Below are 17,720 nucleotides of genomic sequence, written 5' to 3'. Positions count from 1 at the left end.
TTTTACGATTATTGCAATGCTATTAGTTCAGATTATCAATTTAACTAGAATTCAATTCGAATAGCAGATACCACTTAAATTCATCAGCAACAATGCTTTCAGCACAAATCTTTTATTATTGACATAAATTAGTCAACCACATGTCAGATGTAAAATTTACTTTATAAATAACAACAACTTATACAAATAAATAACTAAAAACCTAACGGCAGATCAAATAGCTTAATGTGATCTAAATCAAATAAAAACTTGATAGTTAGTGCTCTAATCATTAGGATCGTTGTTAATTGAACGTTCAATCAATGATTAGCTAGATAAAAAAAGGAAATCATTAATGCCAAGACCTGTTATGAAAAGTGCGCGACAACAACAGCTAATTGAAGCGACATTAATGTCGGTTGAACGTTTTGGATTGCAAAAAACCACCATTAATACCATTAGTGGCATAGCTGGAATGTCATCAGGCATTATTAGCCATTACTTTGGTGGTAAACAAGGGTTGATTGAAGCCACGCAGAAATTTTTACTTGAAGAGTTAAAGCAATCATTACTGGCAAGGACATCAGGTAAAACCTTAACCCCAACGGCAAGATTATTAATGATAGTTGAAGCCAATTTCACCGATTTACAACGTTCAAACGCCGCGGCAAAAACATGGTTAAGCTTTTGGTCTCAAGCAATGCACGATCCGGGACTGGCAAGACTTCAACACATTAATAGCCAACGCTTATATAGCAACCTGCTTTTTTCGTTCAAACAATTATTGCCAAATATGGCAGCCATTAATGCAGCAAAGCAAACCGCAGCAATTATTGACGGTTTTTGGTTACGCAGCGCGCTAAGCCACACCCCTACAGAAGATTTTAAACAAGCCCAAATTTTATCTAAAGCCTTTATCGAGGCTGTGATCGTGCAACACGGAGAAATTGAATGTCAGCGTTAATCACCTATCAAAATTATGTTCACGGTAAGTACATTGCAAATGGTAGTGGCGAAACCTTCCAGGTTATCAACCCTGCTACTGGCGAAGTCAGTTATTTAGTTGAAGTGGCAACCGAGTCTGTGCAAAAAGCTGCTATAGAAAGTGCCAAAGCAGGTTTTGCTGTTTGGTCGGCGATGACGCCTATAGAACGTAGCCGTATTTTATTAAAAGCCGTTGCCCTACTACGTGAGCACAATGATGAACTTGCTGCAGGCGAAGTATTGGATACAGGTAAACCATGGCAAGAAGCTTCGGTTGTCGATATCGTCACTGGCGCCGACTCAATTGAGTTCTTTGCCGGTCTCGCCCCAAGTATTGAAGGCAATCAACAGCCTGTTGGAGCGGATTTTTATTATACTCGCCGTGAGCCATTAGGTATTTGTGCCGGTATTGGCGCATGGAACTACCCGTTACAAATTGCTTGTTGGAAAGCAGCCCCGGCACTTGCATGCGGCAACGTAATGATTTTCAAACCTTCAGAAGAAACACCTCGCGGCGCAATGCGTTTAGCTGAAATATTCACTCAAGCGGGTGTGCCAGATGGCGTGTTTAACGTTGTTCAAGGTGACGGTAGAGTTGGCGCATGGCTCACCACCAATGAAGATATCGCTAAAGTGTCATTTACGGGTGAAGTCGGTACCGGTAAAAAAGTCATGGCTGCGGCGGCGGGTTCACTAAAAGAAGTGACCATGGAGCTTGGCGGAAAATCGCCATTGATTATCTTTAACGATGCCGATGTTGAAAATGCAGTATCAGCCGCGATGTTAGCTAATTTCTATACTCAAGGTGAAGTGTGTACCAACGGTACTCGCGTGTTTGTGCAGCAAGATATTTATCCGCGCTTTATCCAACGCTTAAAAGAGCGTACTGAGCAAAACATCGTTTGTGGCGACCCAATGCACCCTGACACCAATTTTGGTGCATTGATTTCACGCGACCATCAACAAAAAGTACTCGACTACATTGAAATCGGTAAAAAAGAAGGTGCCACCTTATTAACAGGCGGAACAGCATTAACACCTGACAATGCACCGAATGGTTTCTTTGTGGCGCCGACTGTATTTACAGATTGCACTGATGAGATGACGATTTCGAAAGAAGAAATATTTGGCCCTGTGATGTCAGTCTTTACCTTTGCTGATGAAGATGAAGTCGTTAAACGTGCCAATAGCACTCACCTGGGCTTAGCGGCAGGTGTATTTACGCAAGACATTACCCGTGCACATCGCGTTATTCATCAAATGCAAGCCGGTATTTGTTGGATAAATGCTTATGGTGCCTCTCCTGCAGAAATGCCGGTTGGTGGTTACAAGATGTCTGGCATTGGTCGTGAGAATGGCTCTGAAACATTAAAAGCATACACCCAAATAAAAGCTGTTTACGTTGGTATGCAGTCACTTGAAAGCCCATTTTAGGAGTGACCCAATTAATGTCTACGCAAATGTCTCATGAATACGATTATATTATTGTTGGTGCCGGTAGCGCAGGTTGTGTATTAGCCAACCGCTTAACGGAAAACCCAGACAATAAAGTCCTGATACTTGAAACCGGTGGTAGCGACAAGAGCATTTTTATCCAAATGCCAACTGCCCTTTCAATTCCCATGAATACTAAAAAGTATGCATGGCAGTTTGAAACCGAAGCCGAACCACATTTGGACAATCGCCGTATGCATTGCCCGCGTGGCAAGGTATTAGGTGGTTCATCATCAATCAATGGCATGGTCTACGTACGTGGTCATGCACGTGATTTTGACGAGTGGCAGCAAGAAGGTGCAAAAGACTGGGATTACGCTCACTGTCTGCCTTACTTTAAAAAAGCTGAAACATGGTCTTTTGGCGGTAATGTTTATCGCGGTGATAAAGGCCCATTAGCGGTTAATAACGGTAATGAAATGAAAAACCCGTTATATCAAGCTTTTGTTGATGCTGGTGTCGATGCTGGCTACCTAGCGACGAGTGATTACAATGCCAGTCAGCAAGAAGGCTTTGGCCCAATGCACATGACAGTTAAAAACGGCGTACGTTGGTCTACGGCAAATGCGTACCTTCGCCCAGCAATGAAACGCCCGAATTTAACCGTGGTCACTCATGCGCTTGTGCATAAAGTGATTATGCAAGGTAAAACCGCTGTCGGCGTGCGTTACGAACGTAAAGGCGAGTTAATTGATGTTAACTGCAATAAAGAAGTGGTTCTATCAGCTGGTTCAATTGGTTCACCGCATATTTTGCAATTGTCCGGTATTGGCGATGCAAGTACTTTAGCCAGTGCAGGTATTGAGCAAGTTCATCAATTACCCGGTGTAGGTCAAAACCTGCAGGATCACTTAGAGTTTTACTTCCAATTTAAGTGTTTAAAACCGATTACGCTTAATGGCAAAATTGATCCTTTAAACAAACTGTTTATTGGTGCTCGCTGGATTTTAAATAAGACTGGTTTGGGGGCCACTAATCATTTTGAGTCCTGTGGCTTTATCCGCTCAAAAGCCGGTTTAGAGTGGCCGGATCTACAATATCATTTCTTACCCGCAGCTATGCGCTACGACGGTAAAGAAGCCTTTGCAGGTCATGGTTTTCAAGTGCATATTGGTCACAACAAGCCTAAAAGCCGTGGCGCGGTAACGGTTGTATCAAATGATGCCAAAGTCGCCCCGCAAATTCAGTTTAATTATTTATCACATCAAGATGATATTGAAGGCTTTAGAGCCTGCGTTCGCTTAACCCGTGAAATTATTAATCAACCGAGTTTAGATGAATATCGTGGTGAAGAAATTCAACCAGGCTTAGCAATACAAACCGATGAAGAAATTGACCGTTTTGTCAGACGTTCTGTTGAAAGTGCCTATCACCCTTCTTGCTCATGCAAAATGGGCGAAGATGAGATGGCCGTGGTTGATTCAGAAACAAAAGTTCACGGTATTAACGGTTTAAGAGTCGTTGACTCATCTATTTTCCCAACCATTCCTAATGGGAATTTGAACTCACCGACCATCATGGTTGCCGAGCGTGCTGCCGATTTGATTTTAGGTAAAACGCCACTGGTACCAAGTATGGCAAAAGTAACGCTAGCCGAAAAGTGGCAAACATCACAACGCTTACAAGCACCTAAGCGGCCAATTAATACTTATTAAGTTAATGGGTATGAATTAATGCCCATCTATAACAGGTTGATGGTCAACCTACGTTTTTTGTAAATGGCCAATTTAGCCAAGATCAATCTATCAGGGTTTAACTATCGTCAGTACGATACTTAAGGCTTGAGGGCATTTAGCCTTTAAAAATTGTTCTATGGCATTAAAAACATACAACAAGGAGCCAACACTATGTTTGCACACACCCTTTATTCAGGAGTCAAATAATGACGACCTGGTTATCAATAGGCATTTTATTTACTTTTGCCGCTATCGCGTTTGTGATTTATCGTTGGGGTAACATGCAGTGCATTGGTGTCACGCCGGTGCGAAAATTTACCTTTATTGCGATTTTATTCACCTCAGGGCTAGATGTTGGCTTAATCATGTTCCCGTTAACTGAGTTTGCAGGATATGCCGATTTAGCCACTAGTCCGGAATATAGTTTTAGTAATCCGCTGGCAATTGAGTTTGGTTTTTGGGCCTGCTTGATTTGGGCTTTTTACTTTTTAACCTGTTTTTACTTTTGCGTAATTGAGCCAAGAGTAAAATATTTTGAAATTCCGCTGATTAAATTTATCAATAACCTTGTCATTATCGGGACTTGTGCCTTTACTGCCTACTTATTATTGACCAATTTACCTTGGTATTTACCACAATTAGGTGACGGTGAATCCATTGTAAGCAGCTTCTATCTCATCGTATTTTTGGTTATCGCTGCAGCAGTTTACTCTAGCACCAGCATCCGATATGTTCGTTACCTTAGCCTAGCTAGCACTTGGTTATTCTTTGGTTTGATTGCCGTGATGTGGTCTGGCGCCTTTTTATCAGATGACTCAAGTGTGGGTGAATTCTTTACTACCTTTGCATTAATTGGTGACTACTTCGGTAACATACATCACTTTGTGCTGCCGTTTAATGACTACCATGAGTTCTATCTGTTTTGGTGGTTTGCATGGAGCATCATGATTGGCCAATTTACTTCACGTTTTGTTGGTGGAATGAAAACCTATCAAGTATTAATTGCTATGATGGTATTCCCTTCAATACCCATCGCAATTTGGTTCACAGTGCTTTACTACTACAGCTCTAACGGAATCGATACATCAGGCTTCTACAACCTTGCTATGGTAATTGTGGGTATCACATTTGTGATCAACTCACTCGATTCGCTAGTCCGATTATATACAGACAACTTAAACCTAACGGTTGAGCGTTTTGGTAAACTGACTTACATCATCGGAAATATTGTGCTGCTAAGTTGCTTAACATTACTATTCAAACTAGACTTTTTAGAGATCCAATGGGTAGGCGCGCTTGCCATAGGCTTAATACTAAGCTGTTTCCTTTACATCTTAAAATCTAACTACCGTAAAGTAGGAGCAATAGAACTCTCTCCAAAAGATAATAAAATCGATTTCAATAAGATCGAGTTGTTAGACTAAATCAATAATGAAAAAGGAATGATGATGAACACCACAATTAAAAAATTAGCACTATTAAGTTTATTCACTTTACCAACCTCAGTAATGGCTGGAGAGTTAAGCACCACAGTTAATGCAACGTCTGATTATACTTTTAACGGTGTTAGCCAAACGGATAGCGGCCCGGCATTACAAGCTAGCCTAGACTATGCAGCGGATGATGGTTGGTACGTGGGTTCTTGGGCATCAAATGTAGACTTTGGTGACGCGGATGACACCTGGTTAGAACTTGATTTTTACGCAGGTAAATATTATGAGCTAACAGATAAATTATCTATCGATGCTGGTCTTGCTTATTACACCTATCATGGTGATGACGCCTCTGATGAATATTACTACCCAGAGCTATATACCAAGTTTGGTTATGCATCATCACTGGGGCAAAGTGAATTAAACTTTTGGTACACATGGGATTATTTTGGTGTTGATGCAGGTCATTACATCATAATGGCGGCGCATACTTTTACAGTTGCTGAAGGTCATGATATTCGTGTTAGCTTTGACCGTTCAACATCGCAAGATGAAGACAAATGGGCATGGGGCGACGATGCTTCTTACAACCATTATCGTGCAGAATACATGACAAGCTGGGAAGGTTTCGACTTTAACCTAGCGGTAGAAGATACCAGCCTAGATAGCGATGCAAGTGATACCCGCGCAGTGATCTCTGTATCACGTACTTTCGCGCTATAAGTCTTTAATACGACTTAACTAACATCATAGTTAGCATCACTCAGCAGAATAATGTTTATGACATTATTCTGCTTTTTTATGTTTATCAGATACCTAAATATCAATTAAGTATCAGTAAGTTATAATTCTACCTTAATTATATTATATGCCCATTCAACTTCTCTGCCTTCAAGCTCATGTTCAAGTTTGTTTATGCGGGCTTTAGTACTATCTACCACTCTTTTACAAAAAAGTTTTTCCCTAAGGCCATTTTTACCAGTGTTCACCTCATTTAGACTCTACTGACTCAATCGCATTAGGATACTTACCAAGAACACCCCGGTCTGAAATTGGACTAAAAACCTATTTAGGTCTAAAATAAGACCTATGCAATACTAATATAGCTAACATTAAAACCTGTTATCACTCTAGCTTAAATGTAAAACGGAGAGTAATTGTTATGACTGCATACAATACCAATACATCAAACATTGATTTTGCAGACGCAAAGACCTCAAAAGTGGGTTTTAGTGCCGCTGTATCTATTCTAGAAAAATGGGGCTGTGCGCCAAAAGATATGCTCAATATTTTACGTTTACCTCGCTCTTCTTACTTTGCATTTAAAAAACCAGAGGCGAAATTCGTGCTCGACAAAGATCAGCTAACACGCATTAGTTACATACTGAACATTCACGCAGCACTTAGAATGTATTTCTCCAATCCTGAAAACGTATATGGCTTTATGCAGATGGAAAACGCCAATCCCTATTTTGAGGGGCGTAAACCGCTGGATATAATAAAAGGTGGAGGCTTTCCTGAACTGCATGAAGTCTTTAGCCGTGTCGATAGCATGCGAAGTGGTGGTTGGTAATGACTACAATATCAACCGTTGAGCATCAGGTTGCATATAGACTTATCAATTCAAAATTTCCACCCATTTCGATGTTTGATGATGTCGCTTCTGTGGAAGATTTTGATACTATTTTTGCATTACAAAGTCTAACCAACCCAAGGTTACTGGATCAGCTTGGCCATATTGATTTGGTTAACAAAGCAGATATACCTTTTGGTATTAATGGCTGCTCATACGCCACAGCCCCTTTTACCCACATCAATAAAGATGGCAGTCGTTTCTCTAATGGTTCGTTCGGGGTACTTTATCTTGCCGATGATATCGACACAGCAATTGCAGAAACCAAATATCATCAACAAAAGATGCTAATGGCTATCAAAGGGGTTCATTATGACACGATTATCATGCGAGGCTTACGTTGTGTATTTAGCGCCGAATTAACTGACAGCACAGTGATAAGTTTAGAAGCCATGTCAAAGTCGTCGATTTACCACCAAACAAATTATAGCGAAGCACAGCAGTTTGGAGCACAGCAGCGAAAATCTGCAATTGAAGGCATTCATTATACGTCGGTAAGAAACCCATTAACGGCTTGCTACGCGCTATTCACTCCAAGATGCGTCGAAGAGATTGTACAATCATCACATTACGAATACGTTTGGGGCGGTTCATCGATCGACGCAGTGAGACTAATATCCGCGCCTTAATCACTTTGAATGACTAGAGTTAAGTGGCAAATAAATAATCACATCGAAAGTTGCAGCATAAAAAACATCACGCTTAAAAGTGGTAACAAACTATTGGTATAGTTTAAAACAAGGGACTTTATTACAGATAGAGAGGAAAGGATAAACAAGAAATGGTACACCCGAGTGGACTCGAACCACCGACCCCTACCATGTCAAGGTAGTGCTCTAACCAACTGAGCTACGGGTGTATATTGGAAATTGGATAAGATTAAATTGGTACACCCGAGTGGACTCGAACCACCGACCCCTACCATGTCAAGGTAGTGCTCTAACCAACTGAGCTACGGGTGTACTGACTTTGATTTCCTAACAAAGCGGTCGCCATATTAAGGGCGTTGGCTAACGCTTGCAAGTAAAAATTACCATAACATTGCTAAATGGTGATTTGCTGTGCAACTTGCCGATTTAATAACAAAAAGTCCTAGCCATGTGAACCTAGCTCCCCCTGGACTTTTTATCTAAATGTTAAAACTCAACGATCATATTGGGGAGTAAATGATTAAATCTAATATCAAGTTTAATCTATTGCCACCAATGGCGTAGCACGATTCTCTAGTAAAACTGGAATACCATCATTAATCGGATAGGCAATTTTATCAAACTTACAAATTAGCTGTTGGGCTTCTTTGTCAAATTCCAGTTTACCTTTGCACACAGGGCAAGCGACAATATCAAGTAACTTTTTATCAAAAGCCATTTAGATTTCCTTTTTAAGTTGAATAAGTTGAGTCACTCGACTCATAAACTGAATATCAAATTGTTCACTTAGCTTCGCATTTACCGGTAAATACCACCAGTTTTGTAATGCAAAATCGCGACATTTAACCGCATCTTTTTCGGTCATTAGCAAGGGGTTTGTGTTGATAGCTCAATCAGCTGTTGTTGATCGTAAGCTTGATGGTCGGCAAAAGCCACGGTCTGCTTAAGTTGATAACCTTGTTGAATCAAACTATCAAAAAAACGTTGTGGATTACCAATACCTGCTATCGCCACAATAGGTTGTTCAATGATTGATACCTCTGTATCAAACAAGTCTGGGACTAAGGCTTTATCAAACGAATGTGGTTTAACCCTACATAATGGCGCTGGCACTAATTGCATCAGCTGTTCTTCCGGCCCTTGAGTCTTTGCTAATAGCGGACCACCATTATTGATAATCCAGTCGATATTATCTAAACGCCACAAGCCTTCTCTTAATGGCCCTGCTGGCAGTAAACATTGATTACCATAACGACGTGCACCATCTACTAGGGCGATTTCAATGTCACGCCCTAATGCGTAATGCTGCAAGCCATCATCACAAATGATCACATCAACATCAAAGTCAGCTAATAATGTTTGCGCAGCTAATACGCGTTGACTGCCAACCACCATAGGTACATGGGTACGATTGACAATCATTAATGGCTCATCACCCACATCAACAGCTTTGCTTGACTGAGTGACACTGATTACACCATCAATACTCGCCCCATAACCACGACTTACAACGCCAGGTTTTAAACCATTGGCTCGTAGTAAGTTAATTAGATAAATCACCGTTGGGGTTTTACCACTACCACCAGCAGTAATATTACCAACAACAATGACAGGCACAGGCAGTTGGGTGACTTTTTTGATACTAAATATGAACAGCGAACGTCTGATATGGCTAATAACAGCAAACAACGCCGACAACGGCAGTAAAAGCCACCTTGCCCAGTGGCCTTGATACCAAATTTGATTTATCCATTTTTGCATTGAGGTAAAAACCTAGCTGCTAAATTGCATTTGATACAAGTTGGCATACACCCCGTTTTGGGTAATCAAATCTTTATGTACGCCACGCTCGATAACTTTACCTTGATCAATAACCAATATTTCATCGGCCGATTCAATGGTTGATAAACGATGCGCGATAACCACTGAGGTTCGGTTATGGCGTAAGTTATCTAAACCTTTTTGAATCGCTTTTTCTGATTCAGTGTCCAACGCCGAGGTTGCTTCATCTAAAATCAATACCGGTGCATCACGTAACATGGCACGGGCAATAGCGATACGCTGACGCTGACCGCCAGATAACAACACCCCATTCTCCCCTACCTGAGTGTCTAACCCATCGGGCAAGGTGTTGATAAACTCCATGGCGTAAGCAAGCTCTGCAGCTTGTTCTATTTGCTCACGGGTAGCTTCACCAGGGTAGGCATAGGCTATATTGTTAGCTATTGTGTCATTGAATAACGTGACTTGCTGAGACACCAATGCCACTTGATTACGAAGACTTTTTAATTGGTAATCATAAATGCTGGTGCCATCGAGTAAAATATCACCATTTGATAAACCGCCATAAAAACGGGTGATCAAATTAGCGATAGTCGATTTACCAGAACCAGAACGGCCAACTAGAGCGACGGTTTTGCCCGGTTTAACATCAAACTCAATTTGATCTAGGGCTTTTCTGTCTTGTTCTGGGTAGCTAAAGCTGACGCTATTAAATTGTAAATGTCCTTTAACACGATCGACGCTATGGGTGCCGGTATCGGGTTCTACTGGGGTATCTAATAATTCAAAAATGGTGGTACAGGCTGCAATACCACGCTGAAATTCAGCATTGACGCGGGTTAAGTTTTTAATTGGCTGTAACATGGCCATCATTGCACCTAAAATGGCGGTGAAGGTACCGGCCGTTAGCTCTGCCTTCATGCTGTCCCAACTGGCAGCATACAACACAAATGCTAATGCGAATGAGCCAATGACCATAATTAACGGTTGGCTAACTGACTGCGCCACTGCTAGCTTCATATTTTGATGACGATTACTGTCATTCACTTTAAAGAAACGCGCCATTTCAGTTTTTTGACCACCAAATGACAGCACATTTTTATGGCCTTTGATCATTTGTTCGGTTGTGGCTGTTACTCCGCCCATTGCGGATTGAATTTGCTTAGACACTTTACGAAAACGTTTACTGACCACACTGATAACAATGCCCATAACGGGGCCAATTACCAAGATACACAGAGACAATTTCCACGAGAAATAAAACATGATGGCTAACATGCCGATAACTGTCATTGAGTCTCGAACAATCGAAATAAGCGCACTGCCTGATGCTCTGGCAATTTGCTCGGTATCAAAGGTCACACGAGAAATAAGGTTGCCACTGTTTTCACGGTCAATGTAACTGACAGGTAAATGTAGATAGTGCTCAAAAACCTGTTGACGCATGTCCATGATAAGTTGAGCGCTCATGTAAGACACACAATAGGTCGACACAAAGTTAGCCAAACCGCGTAAAGTAAACATGCCGATCACCACAAAAGGTGCCATTCGCATAATGTCATTGTCGGTATTAAAACCACCATGGGAGGGTATTTCAACTCCGGCGACGGTAGTCGCTGATGAGGCAAAACCTTGGTCAATAAAAGGTTTAATAAACGCAATAAAACCAGCATCAACCGCGCCATAGGTAAGCAAGGCCAATACCGCCATAATAAACATGGCTTTCATCGGTAAAACATAAATCATTAAGCGTTTAAAAACGCTCCACATTTCATTATCAGAGTATGACGACATTTATATAATTCTTAACTGACAAACATAAGCAACATTCTACTCTGCTTTAACTATCTGGCCAAATCTAAACAAACGGTTATACCAAAATGGCGCTAAATCGTTGCGATAAGTGCTTATTTGATAACCAGTGTGTTTAAACTTGATACTAATTTGTCCCTGTTCTCCGCTGATAAGAGTCTTTATCCCCCGCTGTTGATAACGCGTCATCACATCAGATTTAGGAAATCCGTATTGATTATTAAAACCCGCATTCACTATGGCTAATTGTGGTGACACGGCATCAATAAAAGTGTCGGTAGATGAAGTACGGCTGCCATGGTGCGGCACAAACACAATATCAGCATCTATCTGTTGCTTGTTTGATATTAAACTTTGCTCTCTTTTCGCCTCAATATCACCCGTCAGCAATACAGCAAAAGCCTTCGCGGTTAATTCGGGTAGAAGTATAGACATTAGTTCACCTTTACCGAGATGGTCTGCACCTTGTTCAACAGTTTGAAGGTGATCATTCTCAAATTCGATATTCAGCATCATTACGCAGGATTGATTGTTATCTTTATCTGAGCCTAAATGATCTGACAAAGTGGATATTTGTACCCTTCCCCATTGCCATGATGCTGAATGGCAATCACTGATATTAATGTTAACCAGGTCAGCCGCTCGATTGATTAATGCCTTACCATTATCAGCAATTAAGTGGGTATTGGGAAATGCCGTTAACATCGGCATTAACCCGCCACTGTGGTCATTATCATGGTGGCTTATGACAATATAATCTAACTGGGTGATGCCCCTTGCCTGTAGAAAAGGCAATATTGCCCGTTCAGCATAACTAAAGTCACCAAAGGCTGCGCCGGTATCATAAATCATGGCTCGGTGTTGTTGTTGAAGTACGATGGCAGAACCTTGTGCTACATCTAGTACATGAAGATAAATTGGTCCATTTAAGGTAAAAACCTGACTTTGACCGCCTGTATTATCCATCTGCGACATTTTGCTAATAGCCAATTGTATTAATGGCAAGTTCATTACTAAAGCGGTGAGTAATATGATCCCATGATGATTAATTTTAGCTATCTTATTTGATTGACCGGGTTGATTGAATATTGATTTACTGCCATTAAATGAATGAGTAAGTAAACGGCTAAATGACCAGCGAAATGTCAGCAGTAATGTCCATCCCAGCAAACTAAACATACCCGCCACAACCCATGACTCACTGACGTAAACAACATTATGACTAAAGTCACTAGACCAAGTTAATAGCTGACTAAAAGAGGCAAGTAGTTTGTCTGCTACAATAAATAAAACACTATCGAAGCTAAGTTCATTGGCACTTGAAAACTGAAATAGACTCGCTAGACCGCCGGAATGTATTAAGGGGCTCAACACCAGCCAGACTATAAAACTACTCAATACAATGGGGATAACCAATATACTAAACCAAGGCACAACAATGAGGTTTATCCAGATACTGTGAATCGATAACGTGCCAAATAACAGTGCTTGCAATAAGCCTAGACCTAAGGCTAATCGCCACTGAATTGACCACAGGGACCCAATATAGCCTGTCACTTTTTGTCGCCAATGATGATCTGTGGATACTTTTTTAGCATGACTTACTGAGGTATCAACAAAGCGTAAGATAATGGCCAGTGCAATAAAAGATAGCCAGAAACCTGCGCTAAGCATTGATAACGGGTCAATAAACAACACTCCCGCCAAGGCATACATTAGTCGTTGCCAAACACTGTGATGCTGTTTTAACACACTAAACAGTACCAAGAATATCAACATAAACAGGGCGCGCTGAGTGGCAACAGCGAAGCCGGCAAGATAGGCGTAACCCAATGCTGACAATACTGCCAAAGTTAATGCTAAATAAACAGCAAACATACCGAACTGCAAGTTAACTTTGCCCATAGCAATTTGCGCCAGCTTAACCCGGGTTAGCATTAAAAAGCACAAGCCGAATACTAAACCAAACACCACTGACAGATGTAATCCAGAAATGGCAATTAAATGGCCGGTACCCGTTTGACGTAATTGCTGCCAACGCTGATCAGATATTTGGCTTTTATCACCAAACAGTAGTGCCAGTAGCAGATCACCATTGGCTATCTTGGGGGTAATGGCTGCAAACTCAGTTAACCAACGCTGGCGCAAAGACGGCTGATACGATAACAAGTCAGCCTGTTTAACTCGCCCTTTTGCGACAATATGGCGATTAATATAATACCTTTGCTGATTAAAACCGCCTTGATTAGCTATACTTGTAATAGGCTTTAATTTTGAATCAAACTGCCATATTTGACCTAGCTCTACTTTTGGCGCTTGTTGCCAAGTTAAACGGTAAATTTGATCGCCTGTTATGGTTTTAAATAAACCAGATATATTAATATTGGTTAATTTAGGCTCAATTACACGCACATCAATGCTTATCCAGTCGCGGTTATGATTTACTAGTGATACTATCTCCGCTGTAAAGGTTTTGTTAGTTTTTGGTGTAACTTCCACCTGAAAGTCTAACGAATAGAAATAGATACTTACCCAAAAAACAGCAAAAAAAGCACCACTTAATCGAGGTGCTTTGAATAGGCAGACCAAAGCCAAGAATAATAAAAAAGGTAAACACCAAGGCGATGGGATTACAGGCCAAAGTAATCCAATGAGGCTACTGATACAGAAGCCGAATATAAATCGATTCATAGGCTACTAGTAAAGACAGTAATCACTCAAGATGCCAAAAAAATTCATAAAAAGATTTTTGCCTGACCCAAAAACACTTCAAAAGCATAAATATTTGCGAGTGTTTGGTAAATTATTGGATAAACCCAATTTATGGGTGTTGAACCGTAAATCTGCCCCTGGGGCTTTTGCGGTAGGTCTTTTTATTGGTTGGGTACCAATGCCATTTCAAATGGTTGCCGCTGCCGGGTTAGCCATTTTATTTAACGTTAACATTCCAATTGCGGTGGCATTAGTATGGATAACAAATCCTATCACCATGCCATTTATGTTCTACATGGCATATTTATTAGGGGTAAAATTACTCGGGGTTGAAAAGTTACCCTTTGAATTTGAAGCAAGTTGGCAATGGGTAGAAACATCAATATCGACCATAGGGCCACCTTTTTTACTCGGCTGCTTTGTTTTAGGCGTGGTGTTTGCTGCTATTGGCTATTTAGTTATTAATAGTTTATGGAAGTATTCAATCTTGTTTAAATGGCAAAAGCGTAAATAAGCTTTACATTGCCAGTGTATTTTTGAGATTACTTTTAGTACTGAGTTATTGACATTTCCTATTGCAATAAGCTAAGTTAAAAACAGATATCAAGCTGATATGATGACACAAGCAAACATCCAATATTACCAGCCTTTAAGCCTATTTATCAGCAATTCACGTGATGCGCTTTTTAATTTCATAGTAAGCTAGAAAAAGAAGATGCAGTAGCAATAACGCACTAAAAGCTGAACAGAAAAAAAGTAACCCTATCGATTCTACCTTAGTTGGCTGTTCTGCATAAAACCACCACCATAACGGCCAGCCGATCACAGATAGTACAGTTAACTGTGCCATACACCGCAAGCATCGTCCCAGTTTTTGTATAAAAATTGATTCATCACATTGATTACAAGTCATGTTATTACTTATTAAGTGATTCTGTTGATGAGCCTAAAAGAAGATAATAACCCAATTGGCTTAACAATGACTAAATTCACTTGCTAGCATGGCATAAAGGTATTCATCGCCCCACTTCCCTTTAAACATCACATTTTGCTTAAAATGGCCTTCTTGTCGAAAATTGGCTTTTTCTAACACTGCTATACTGGCTTTATTTAAACAATCAGTCATTGCAATAACACGATGCAGCCTCAACTCAGTAAATAAATACTCTAGTAAACCCAGTAATGCTTGTGTTGCCAAGCCTTGGTTCTGGTGTTGTGGCGCAACGGTAAAGCCCACTTCAACTTGTTGTTCATCAATGAAATGTACCGCTAAGTCACCCAGTATTTGATCGGTTAATGGATCAGCAATCGCCAATTGATACCAATTACCTGGCACAGCGAAATCAGTGTAATCCGTTTGTGCTAGTAGCTGCTTAGCATCATCTAAACTGTATGCAGTCCAACTTTGATATTTGGCGATGTCGGCAACATTTCGATATTCAGAAAAAACCACTAAATCAGACGTGATGAAGCGACGAATAACAAAGCGTTCAGATAAAAGACTTGGGGCACTAATTTTAGCAATGACTGATTTAGGCAAGGTATTTTTAGACATGACGTGCTACTTAGGCTTATTTGAGGTTAAATTGTACAAGATTAAACGCTAACAGAAATGGATTAATCTCACTATAAATATTGAATCACACGGCATTATTAATCAGTAACATCCGGCTTTGTTTAACTAGGTTACCTCTAAGTATTCAGCTGAAAGTTCAACCATTGTTAATTTATCGCAAATATATTATTCAATAAAACAAATAAACCGCAAAACACATCCTCATAATGCAAACTAGATCGCATTATAAATCGACAATTGACTACTTCCCTGTATAATTCGGCGCCTACTAATACACCCAGGTCAGTCTTATTCTCACTAAAGCCGATTATCGCTTTTTTGTCGATCAATATTCTGTAATTACTCAATTGGATACATGTTTTGATTTCTACCGCAAATATTACTATGCAGTTTGGCCCAGAGCCGTTGTTTGAAAACATTTCGGCGCAATTTGGCCACGGCAATCGTTATGGCTTGATTGGTGCTAATGGTTGTGGCAAATCCACATTCATGAAAATTCTCAGTGGTGAACTGGCTCCAACATCAGGCAATGTATCAATTTCGCCAGGCTTAAAAGTAGGCACCTTGAACCAGAACCAATTCGCTTTCGAAAACTTTAGCGTGGTTGACGCGGTGATCATGGGCGATGTGGCACTTTGGAAAGTGAAACAAGAACGTGACAGCATTTATTCCCAGGCAGAAATGAGTGATGAAGACGGCATGCGCGTCGGTGACTTAGAAAGCCAATTTGCAGAAATGGACGGTTATAGCGCTGAAAGTCGCGCTGGCGAAATCCTATTAGAAGCAGGCATTGAAGAGTCGTTTCACTATGGCTTGATGGCACAGGTTGCCCCAGGTTGGAAATTGCGAGTGTTATTAGCACAAGCATTATTTGCCAACCCCGACATACTGCTACTTGACGAACCCACCAACAACTTGGACATTCATACCATTAGTTGGCTTGCTAACGAATTGAACAAACGCAAATGCACCATGATTATTATTTCCCATGACAGACACTTTTTAAACTCTGTTTGTACCCACATGGCAGACATCGATTATGGCGAACTGCGGATTTACCCTGGTAATTATGAGTACTTCCTCGCACAATCAAGTTTATTGCGTGAACAGCTTCTGGCTGGTAATGCGAAAAAGAGCGCTGAGATTGAAGAGTTACAGGACTTCGTTAACCGCTTTGGCGCTAATGCTTCCAAAGCCAAACAAGCCAGTTCTCGCGCTAAGAAAATGGACAAAATTAAACTTGATGATGTTAAATCATCAAGCCGTATTACCCCGTCTATACGCTTTACTGAATGTAAAAAACTACATCGCCAAGCATTAGTGTTAGAAGAGCTTGGGCACGGTTTTGATGAAGTATTATTTGAACATGGCGATCTTATTTTAGACGCAGGTTCAAAACTGGCTATTATTGGTGAAAACGGCGTGGGTAAAACAACACTACTACGTTGTTTAGTTGAAGAAATTAAACATAACCATGGCCGGATTAAATGGTCAGAAAATGCTGCCATTGGTTATTGTCCGCAGGACAGTAGCGCAGATTTTGACAATGACATGACTTTATTTGACTGGATGTCATTATGGCGTACACCTAAGCACAACGACCTTATGGTACGTGGCATGTTGGGTCGTTTATTATTCACTGAAGATGACGCGAACAAGAAAGTGCGCAACTGTTCTGGTGGTGAAAAAAATCGTCTGTTATTCGGTAAGTTAATGATGATGGACGTTAACGTATTGATCATGGACGAGCCAACTAACCACATGGATATGGAAGCAATTGAAGCGCTTAACCAAGCGTTGAAATTATTTGAAGGCACATTAATATTTGTTAGCCATGATCGTGAGTTTGTTTCATCACTTGCAACACGCATTATTGACGTAAAAGATAAAAAATTGGTCAACTTCCACGGTACATTTGATGAGTACCTTGCAAGTCAACCGCCGTTGTAAGCAGGAATTGACACAGTAAATTAAGGCCTTCATTGTGAT

At 40.7% G+C, this 17,720-nt stretch carries 14 protein-coding genes, 2 tRNA genes and 1 pseudogene; 9 read left to right on the top strand and 8 right to left on the bottom strand.

Annotation, left to right across the window (positions count from 1 at the left end; translation table 11 throughout):
• The first annotated feature begins 334 nt into the window (after positions 1 to 334).
• From betI to ACRWQL_RS19155, 7 genes are all read left to right on the top strand, one after another.
• Complete coding sequence (gene betI / locus ACRWQL_RS19185) at positions 335 to 943, top strand: transcriptional regulator BetI (protein ID WP_434937879.1); 609 nt, start codon at positions 335 to 337, stop codon at positions 941 to 943.
• A complete protein-coding gene (gene betB / locus ACRWQL_RS19180) occupies positions 931 to 2,397 on the top strand; it encodes a betaine-aldehyde dehydrogenase (protein ID WP_434951658.1) in 1,467 nt (488 codons plus the stop codon). Before betI ends, betB begins: the two co-directional genes overlap by 13 nt.
• 26 nt (positions 2,398 to 2,423) lie before the next feature.
• Positions 2,424 to 4,112 carry a choline dehydrogenase gene (gene betA / locus ACRWQL_RS19175; protein WP_434953436.1) on the top strand — a complete coding sequence of 563 codons (1,689 nt, stop codon included), beginning with the start codon at positions 2,424 to 2,426 and terminating at the stop codon, positions 4,110 to 4,112.
• A gap of 227 nt (positions 4,113 to 4,339) precedes the next feature.
• The gene (locus ACRWQL_RS19170) at positions 4,340 to 5,557 is read left to right on the top strand and encodes a BCCT family transporter (RefSeq protein ID WP_434926251.1); all 1,218 of its coding nucleotides are present in this window, start codon (positions 4,340 to 4,342) and stop codon (positions 5,555 to 5,557) included.
• A 24-nt stretch (positions 5,558 to 5,581) separates the two neighbouring features.
• Positions 5,582 to 6,289: a TorF family putative porin gene (locus ACRWQL_RS19165; RefSeq protein WP_434951656.1), complete on the top strand. Its 708-nt coding sequence runs from the start codon at positions 5,582 to 5,584 to the stop codon at positions 6,287 to 6,289.
• Between the two features lie 439 nt (positions 6,290 to 6,728).
• A complete protein-coding gene (locus ACRWQL_RS19160) occupies positions 6,729 to 7,139 on the top strand; it encodes an antitoxin Xre-like helix-turn-helix domain-containing protein (protein WP_434951654.1) in 411 nt (136 codons plus the stop codon).
• Positions 7,139 to 7,828 (top strand): RES family NAD+ phosphorylase, encoded by a 690-nt coding sequence (locus tag ACRWQL_RS19155; RefSeq protein ID WP_434931794.1) that lies wholly within the window; start codon positions 7,139 to 7,141, stop codon positions 7,826 to 7,828. The genes ACRWQL_RS19160 and ACRWQL_RS19155 overlap by 1 nt, the downstream gene beginning before the upstream one ends.
• Before the next feature lie 153 nt (positions 7,829 to 7,981).
• On the opposite strand, the gene ACRWQL_RS19150 is transcribed toward ACRWQL_RS19155, so the two are convergent.
• The 6 genes and pseudogenes from ACRWQL_RS19150 to ACRWQL_RS19125 form a co-directional block, all read right to left on the bottom strand.
• Positions 7,982 to 8,058 (bottom strand) — tRNA-Val (locus ACRWQL_RS19150).
• A gap of 26 nt (positions 8,059 to 8,084) precedes the next feature.
• Positions 8,085 to 8,161 (bottom strand) — tRNA-Val (locus ACRWQL_RS19145).
• A gap of 226 nt (positions 8,162 to 8,387) precedes the next feature.
• Positions 8,388 to 8,567: a Trm112 family protein gene (locus tag ACRWQL_RS19140; protein ID WP_434926255.1), complete on the bottom strand. Its 180-nt coding sequence runs from the start codon at positions 8,565 to 8,567 to the stop codon at positions 8,388 to 8,390.
• A pseudogene (lpxK, locus tag ACRWQL_RS19135) lies at positions 8,568 to 9,610 on the bottom strand (tetraacyldisaccharide 4'-kinase).
• Between the two features lie 12 nt (positions 9,611 to 9,622).
• Entirely contained in the window at positions 9,623 to 11,425 is a 1,803-nt protein-coding gene (gene msbA / locus ACRWQL_RS19130) for a lipid A export permease/ATP-binding protein MsbA (protein ID WP_434951652.1), read from the bottom strand.
• Between the two features lie 36 nt (positions 11,426 to 11,461).
• Entirely contained in the window at positions 11,462 to 14,134 is a 2,673-nt protein-coding gene (locus ACRWQL_RS19125) for a DNA internalization-related competence protein ComEC/Rec2 (RefSeq protein WP_434951650.1), read from the bottom strand.
• Positions 14,135 to 14,165: 31 nt separating this feature from the next.
• Between ACRWQL_RS19125 and ACRWQL_RS19120 the strand changes: the two genes are divergently transcribed.
• Complete coding sequence (locus tag ACRWQL_RS19120) at positions 14,166 to 14,669, top strand: DUF2062 domain-containing protein (RefSeq protein ID WP_434951648.1); 504 nt, start codon at positions 14,166 to 14,168, stop codon at positions 14,667 to 14,669.
• A gap of 156 nt (positions 14,670 to 14,825) precedes the next feature.
• Here ACRWQL_RS19120 and ACRWQL_RS19115 read toward each other — a convergent pair whose 3' ends face one another.
• Both ACRWQL_RS19115 and ACRWQL_RS19110 read right to left on the bottom strand, forming a co-directional pair.
• On the bottom strand, positions 14,826 to 15,068 hold the full coding sequence (locus ACRWQL_RS19115) for a DUF3624 domain-containing protein (protein ID WP_434951646.1): 243 nt from the start codon (positions 15,066 to 15,068) through the stop codon (positions 14,826 to 14,828).
• Positions 15,069 to 15,128: 60 nt separating this feature from the next.
• A complete protein-coding gene (locus ACRWQL_RS19110) occupies positions 15,129 to 15,710 on the bottom strand; it encodes a GNAT family N-acetyltransferase (RefSeq protein WP_434951644.1) in 582 nt (193 codons plus the stop codon).
• 381 nt (positions 15,711 to 16,091) lie between these two features.
• Between ACRWQL_RS19110 and ACRWQL_RS19105 the strand changes: the two genes are divergently transcribed.
• The gene (locus ACRWQL_RS19105; RefSeq protein ID WP_434926262.1) at positions 16,092 to 17,681 is read left to right on the top strand and encodes an ABC-F family ATPase; all 1,590 of its coding nucleotides are present in this window, start codon (positions 16,092 to 16,094) and stop codon (positions 17,679 to 17,681) included.
• Positions 17,682 to 17,720: the final 39 nt, after the last annotated feature.

The sequence above is a fragment of the Shewanella sp. HL-SH4 genome (assembly GCF_051164845.1).
Taxonomy (GTDB): domain Bacteria; phylum Pseudomonadota; class Gammaproteobacteria; order Enterobacterales; family Shewanellaceae; genus Shewanella; species Shewanella glacialimarina.
Note: the sequence above shows the minus strand (reverse complement) of the source record. Positions and strands in the feature narration are given on the sequence as shown.

Bases quoted from the DNA above. Each gene is read 5' to 3' on its own strand.
- ACRWQL_RS19120 (WP_434951648.1), top strand. From the start codon at position 14,166: ATGCCAAAAAAATTCATAAAAAGATTTTTGCCTGACCCAAAAACACTT.
- ACRWQL_RS19165 (WP_434951656.1), top strand. From the start codon at position 5,582: ATGAACACCACAATTAAAAAATTAGCACTATTAAGTTTATTCACTTTA.
- betB (WP_434951658.1), top strand. From the start codon at position 931: ATGTCAGCGTTAATCACCTATCAAAATTATGTTCACGGTAAGTACATT.
- betA (WP_434953436.1), top strand. From the start codon at position 2,424: ATGTCTCATGAATACGATTATATTATTGTTGGTGCCGGTAGCGCAGGT.
- msbA (WP_434951652.1), bottom strand. From the start codon at position 11,425: ATGTCGTCATACTCTGATAATGAAATGTGGAGCGTTTTTAAACGCTTA.
- ACRWQL_RS19170 (WP_434926251.1), top strand. From the start codon at position 4,340: ATGACGACCTGGTTATCAATAGGCATTTTATTTACTTTTGCCGCTATC.
- ACRWQL_RS19160 (WP_434951654.1), top strand. From the start codon at position 6,729: ATGACTGCATACAATACCAATACATCAAACATTGATTTTGCAGACGCA.
- ACRWQL_RS19140 (WP_434926255.1), bottom strand. From the start codon at position 8,567: ATGGCTTTTGATAAAAAGTTACTTGATATTGTCGCTTGCCCTGTGTGC.
- ACRWQL_RS19115 (WP_434951646.1), bottom strand. From the start codon at position 15,068: ATGACTTGTAATCAATGTGATGAATCAATTTTTATACAAAAACTGGGA.
- ACRWQL_RS19110 (WP_434951644.1), bottom strand. From the start codon at position 15,710: ATGTCTAAAAATACCTTGCCTAAATCAGTCATTGCTAAAATTAGTGCC.
- ACRWQL_RS19155 (WP_434931794.1), top strand. From the start codon at position 7,139: ATGACTACAATATCAACCGTTGAGCATCAGGTTGCATATAGACTTATC.
- betI (WP_434937879.1), top strand. From the start codon at position 335: ATGCCAAGACCTGTTATGAAAAGTGCGCGACAACAACAGCTAATTGAA.
- ACRWQL_RS19125 (WP_434951650.1), bottom strand. From the start codon at position 14,134: ATGAATCGATTTATATTCGGCTTCTGTATCAGTAGCCTCATTGGATTA.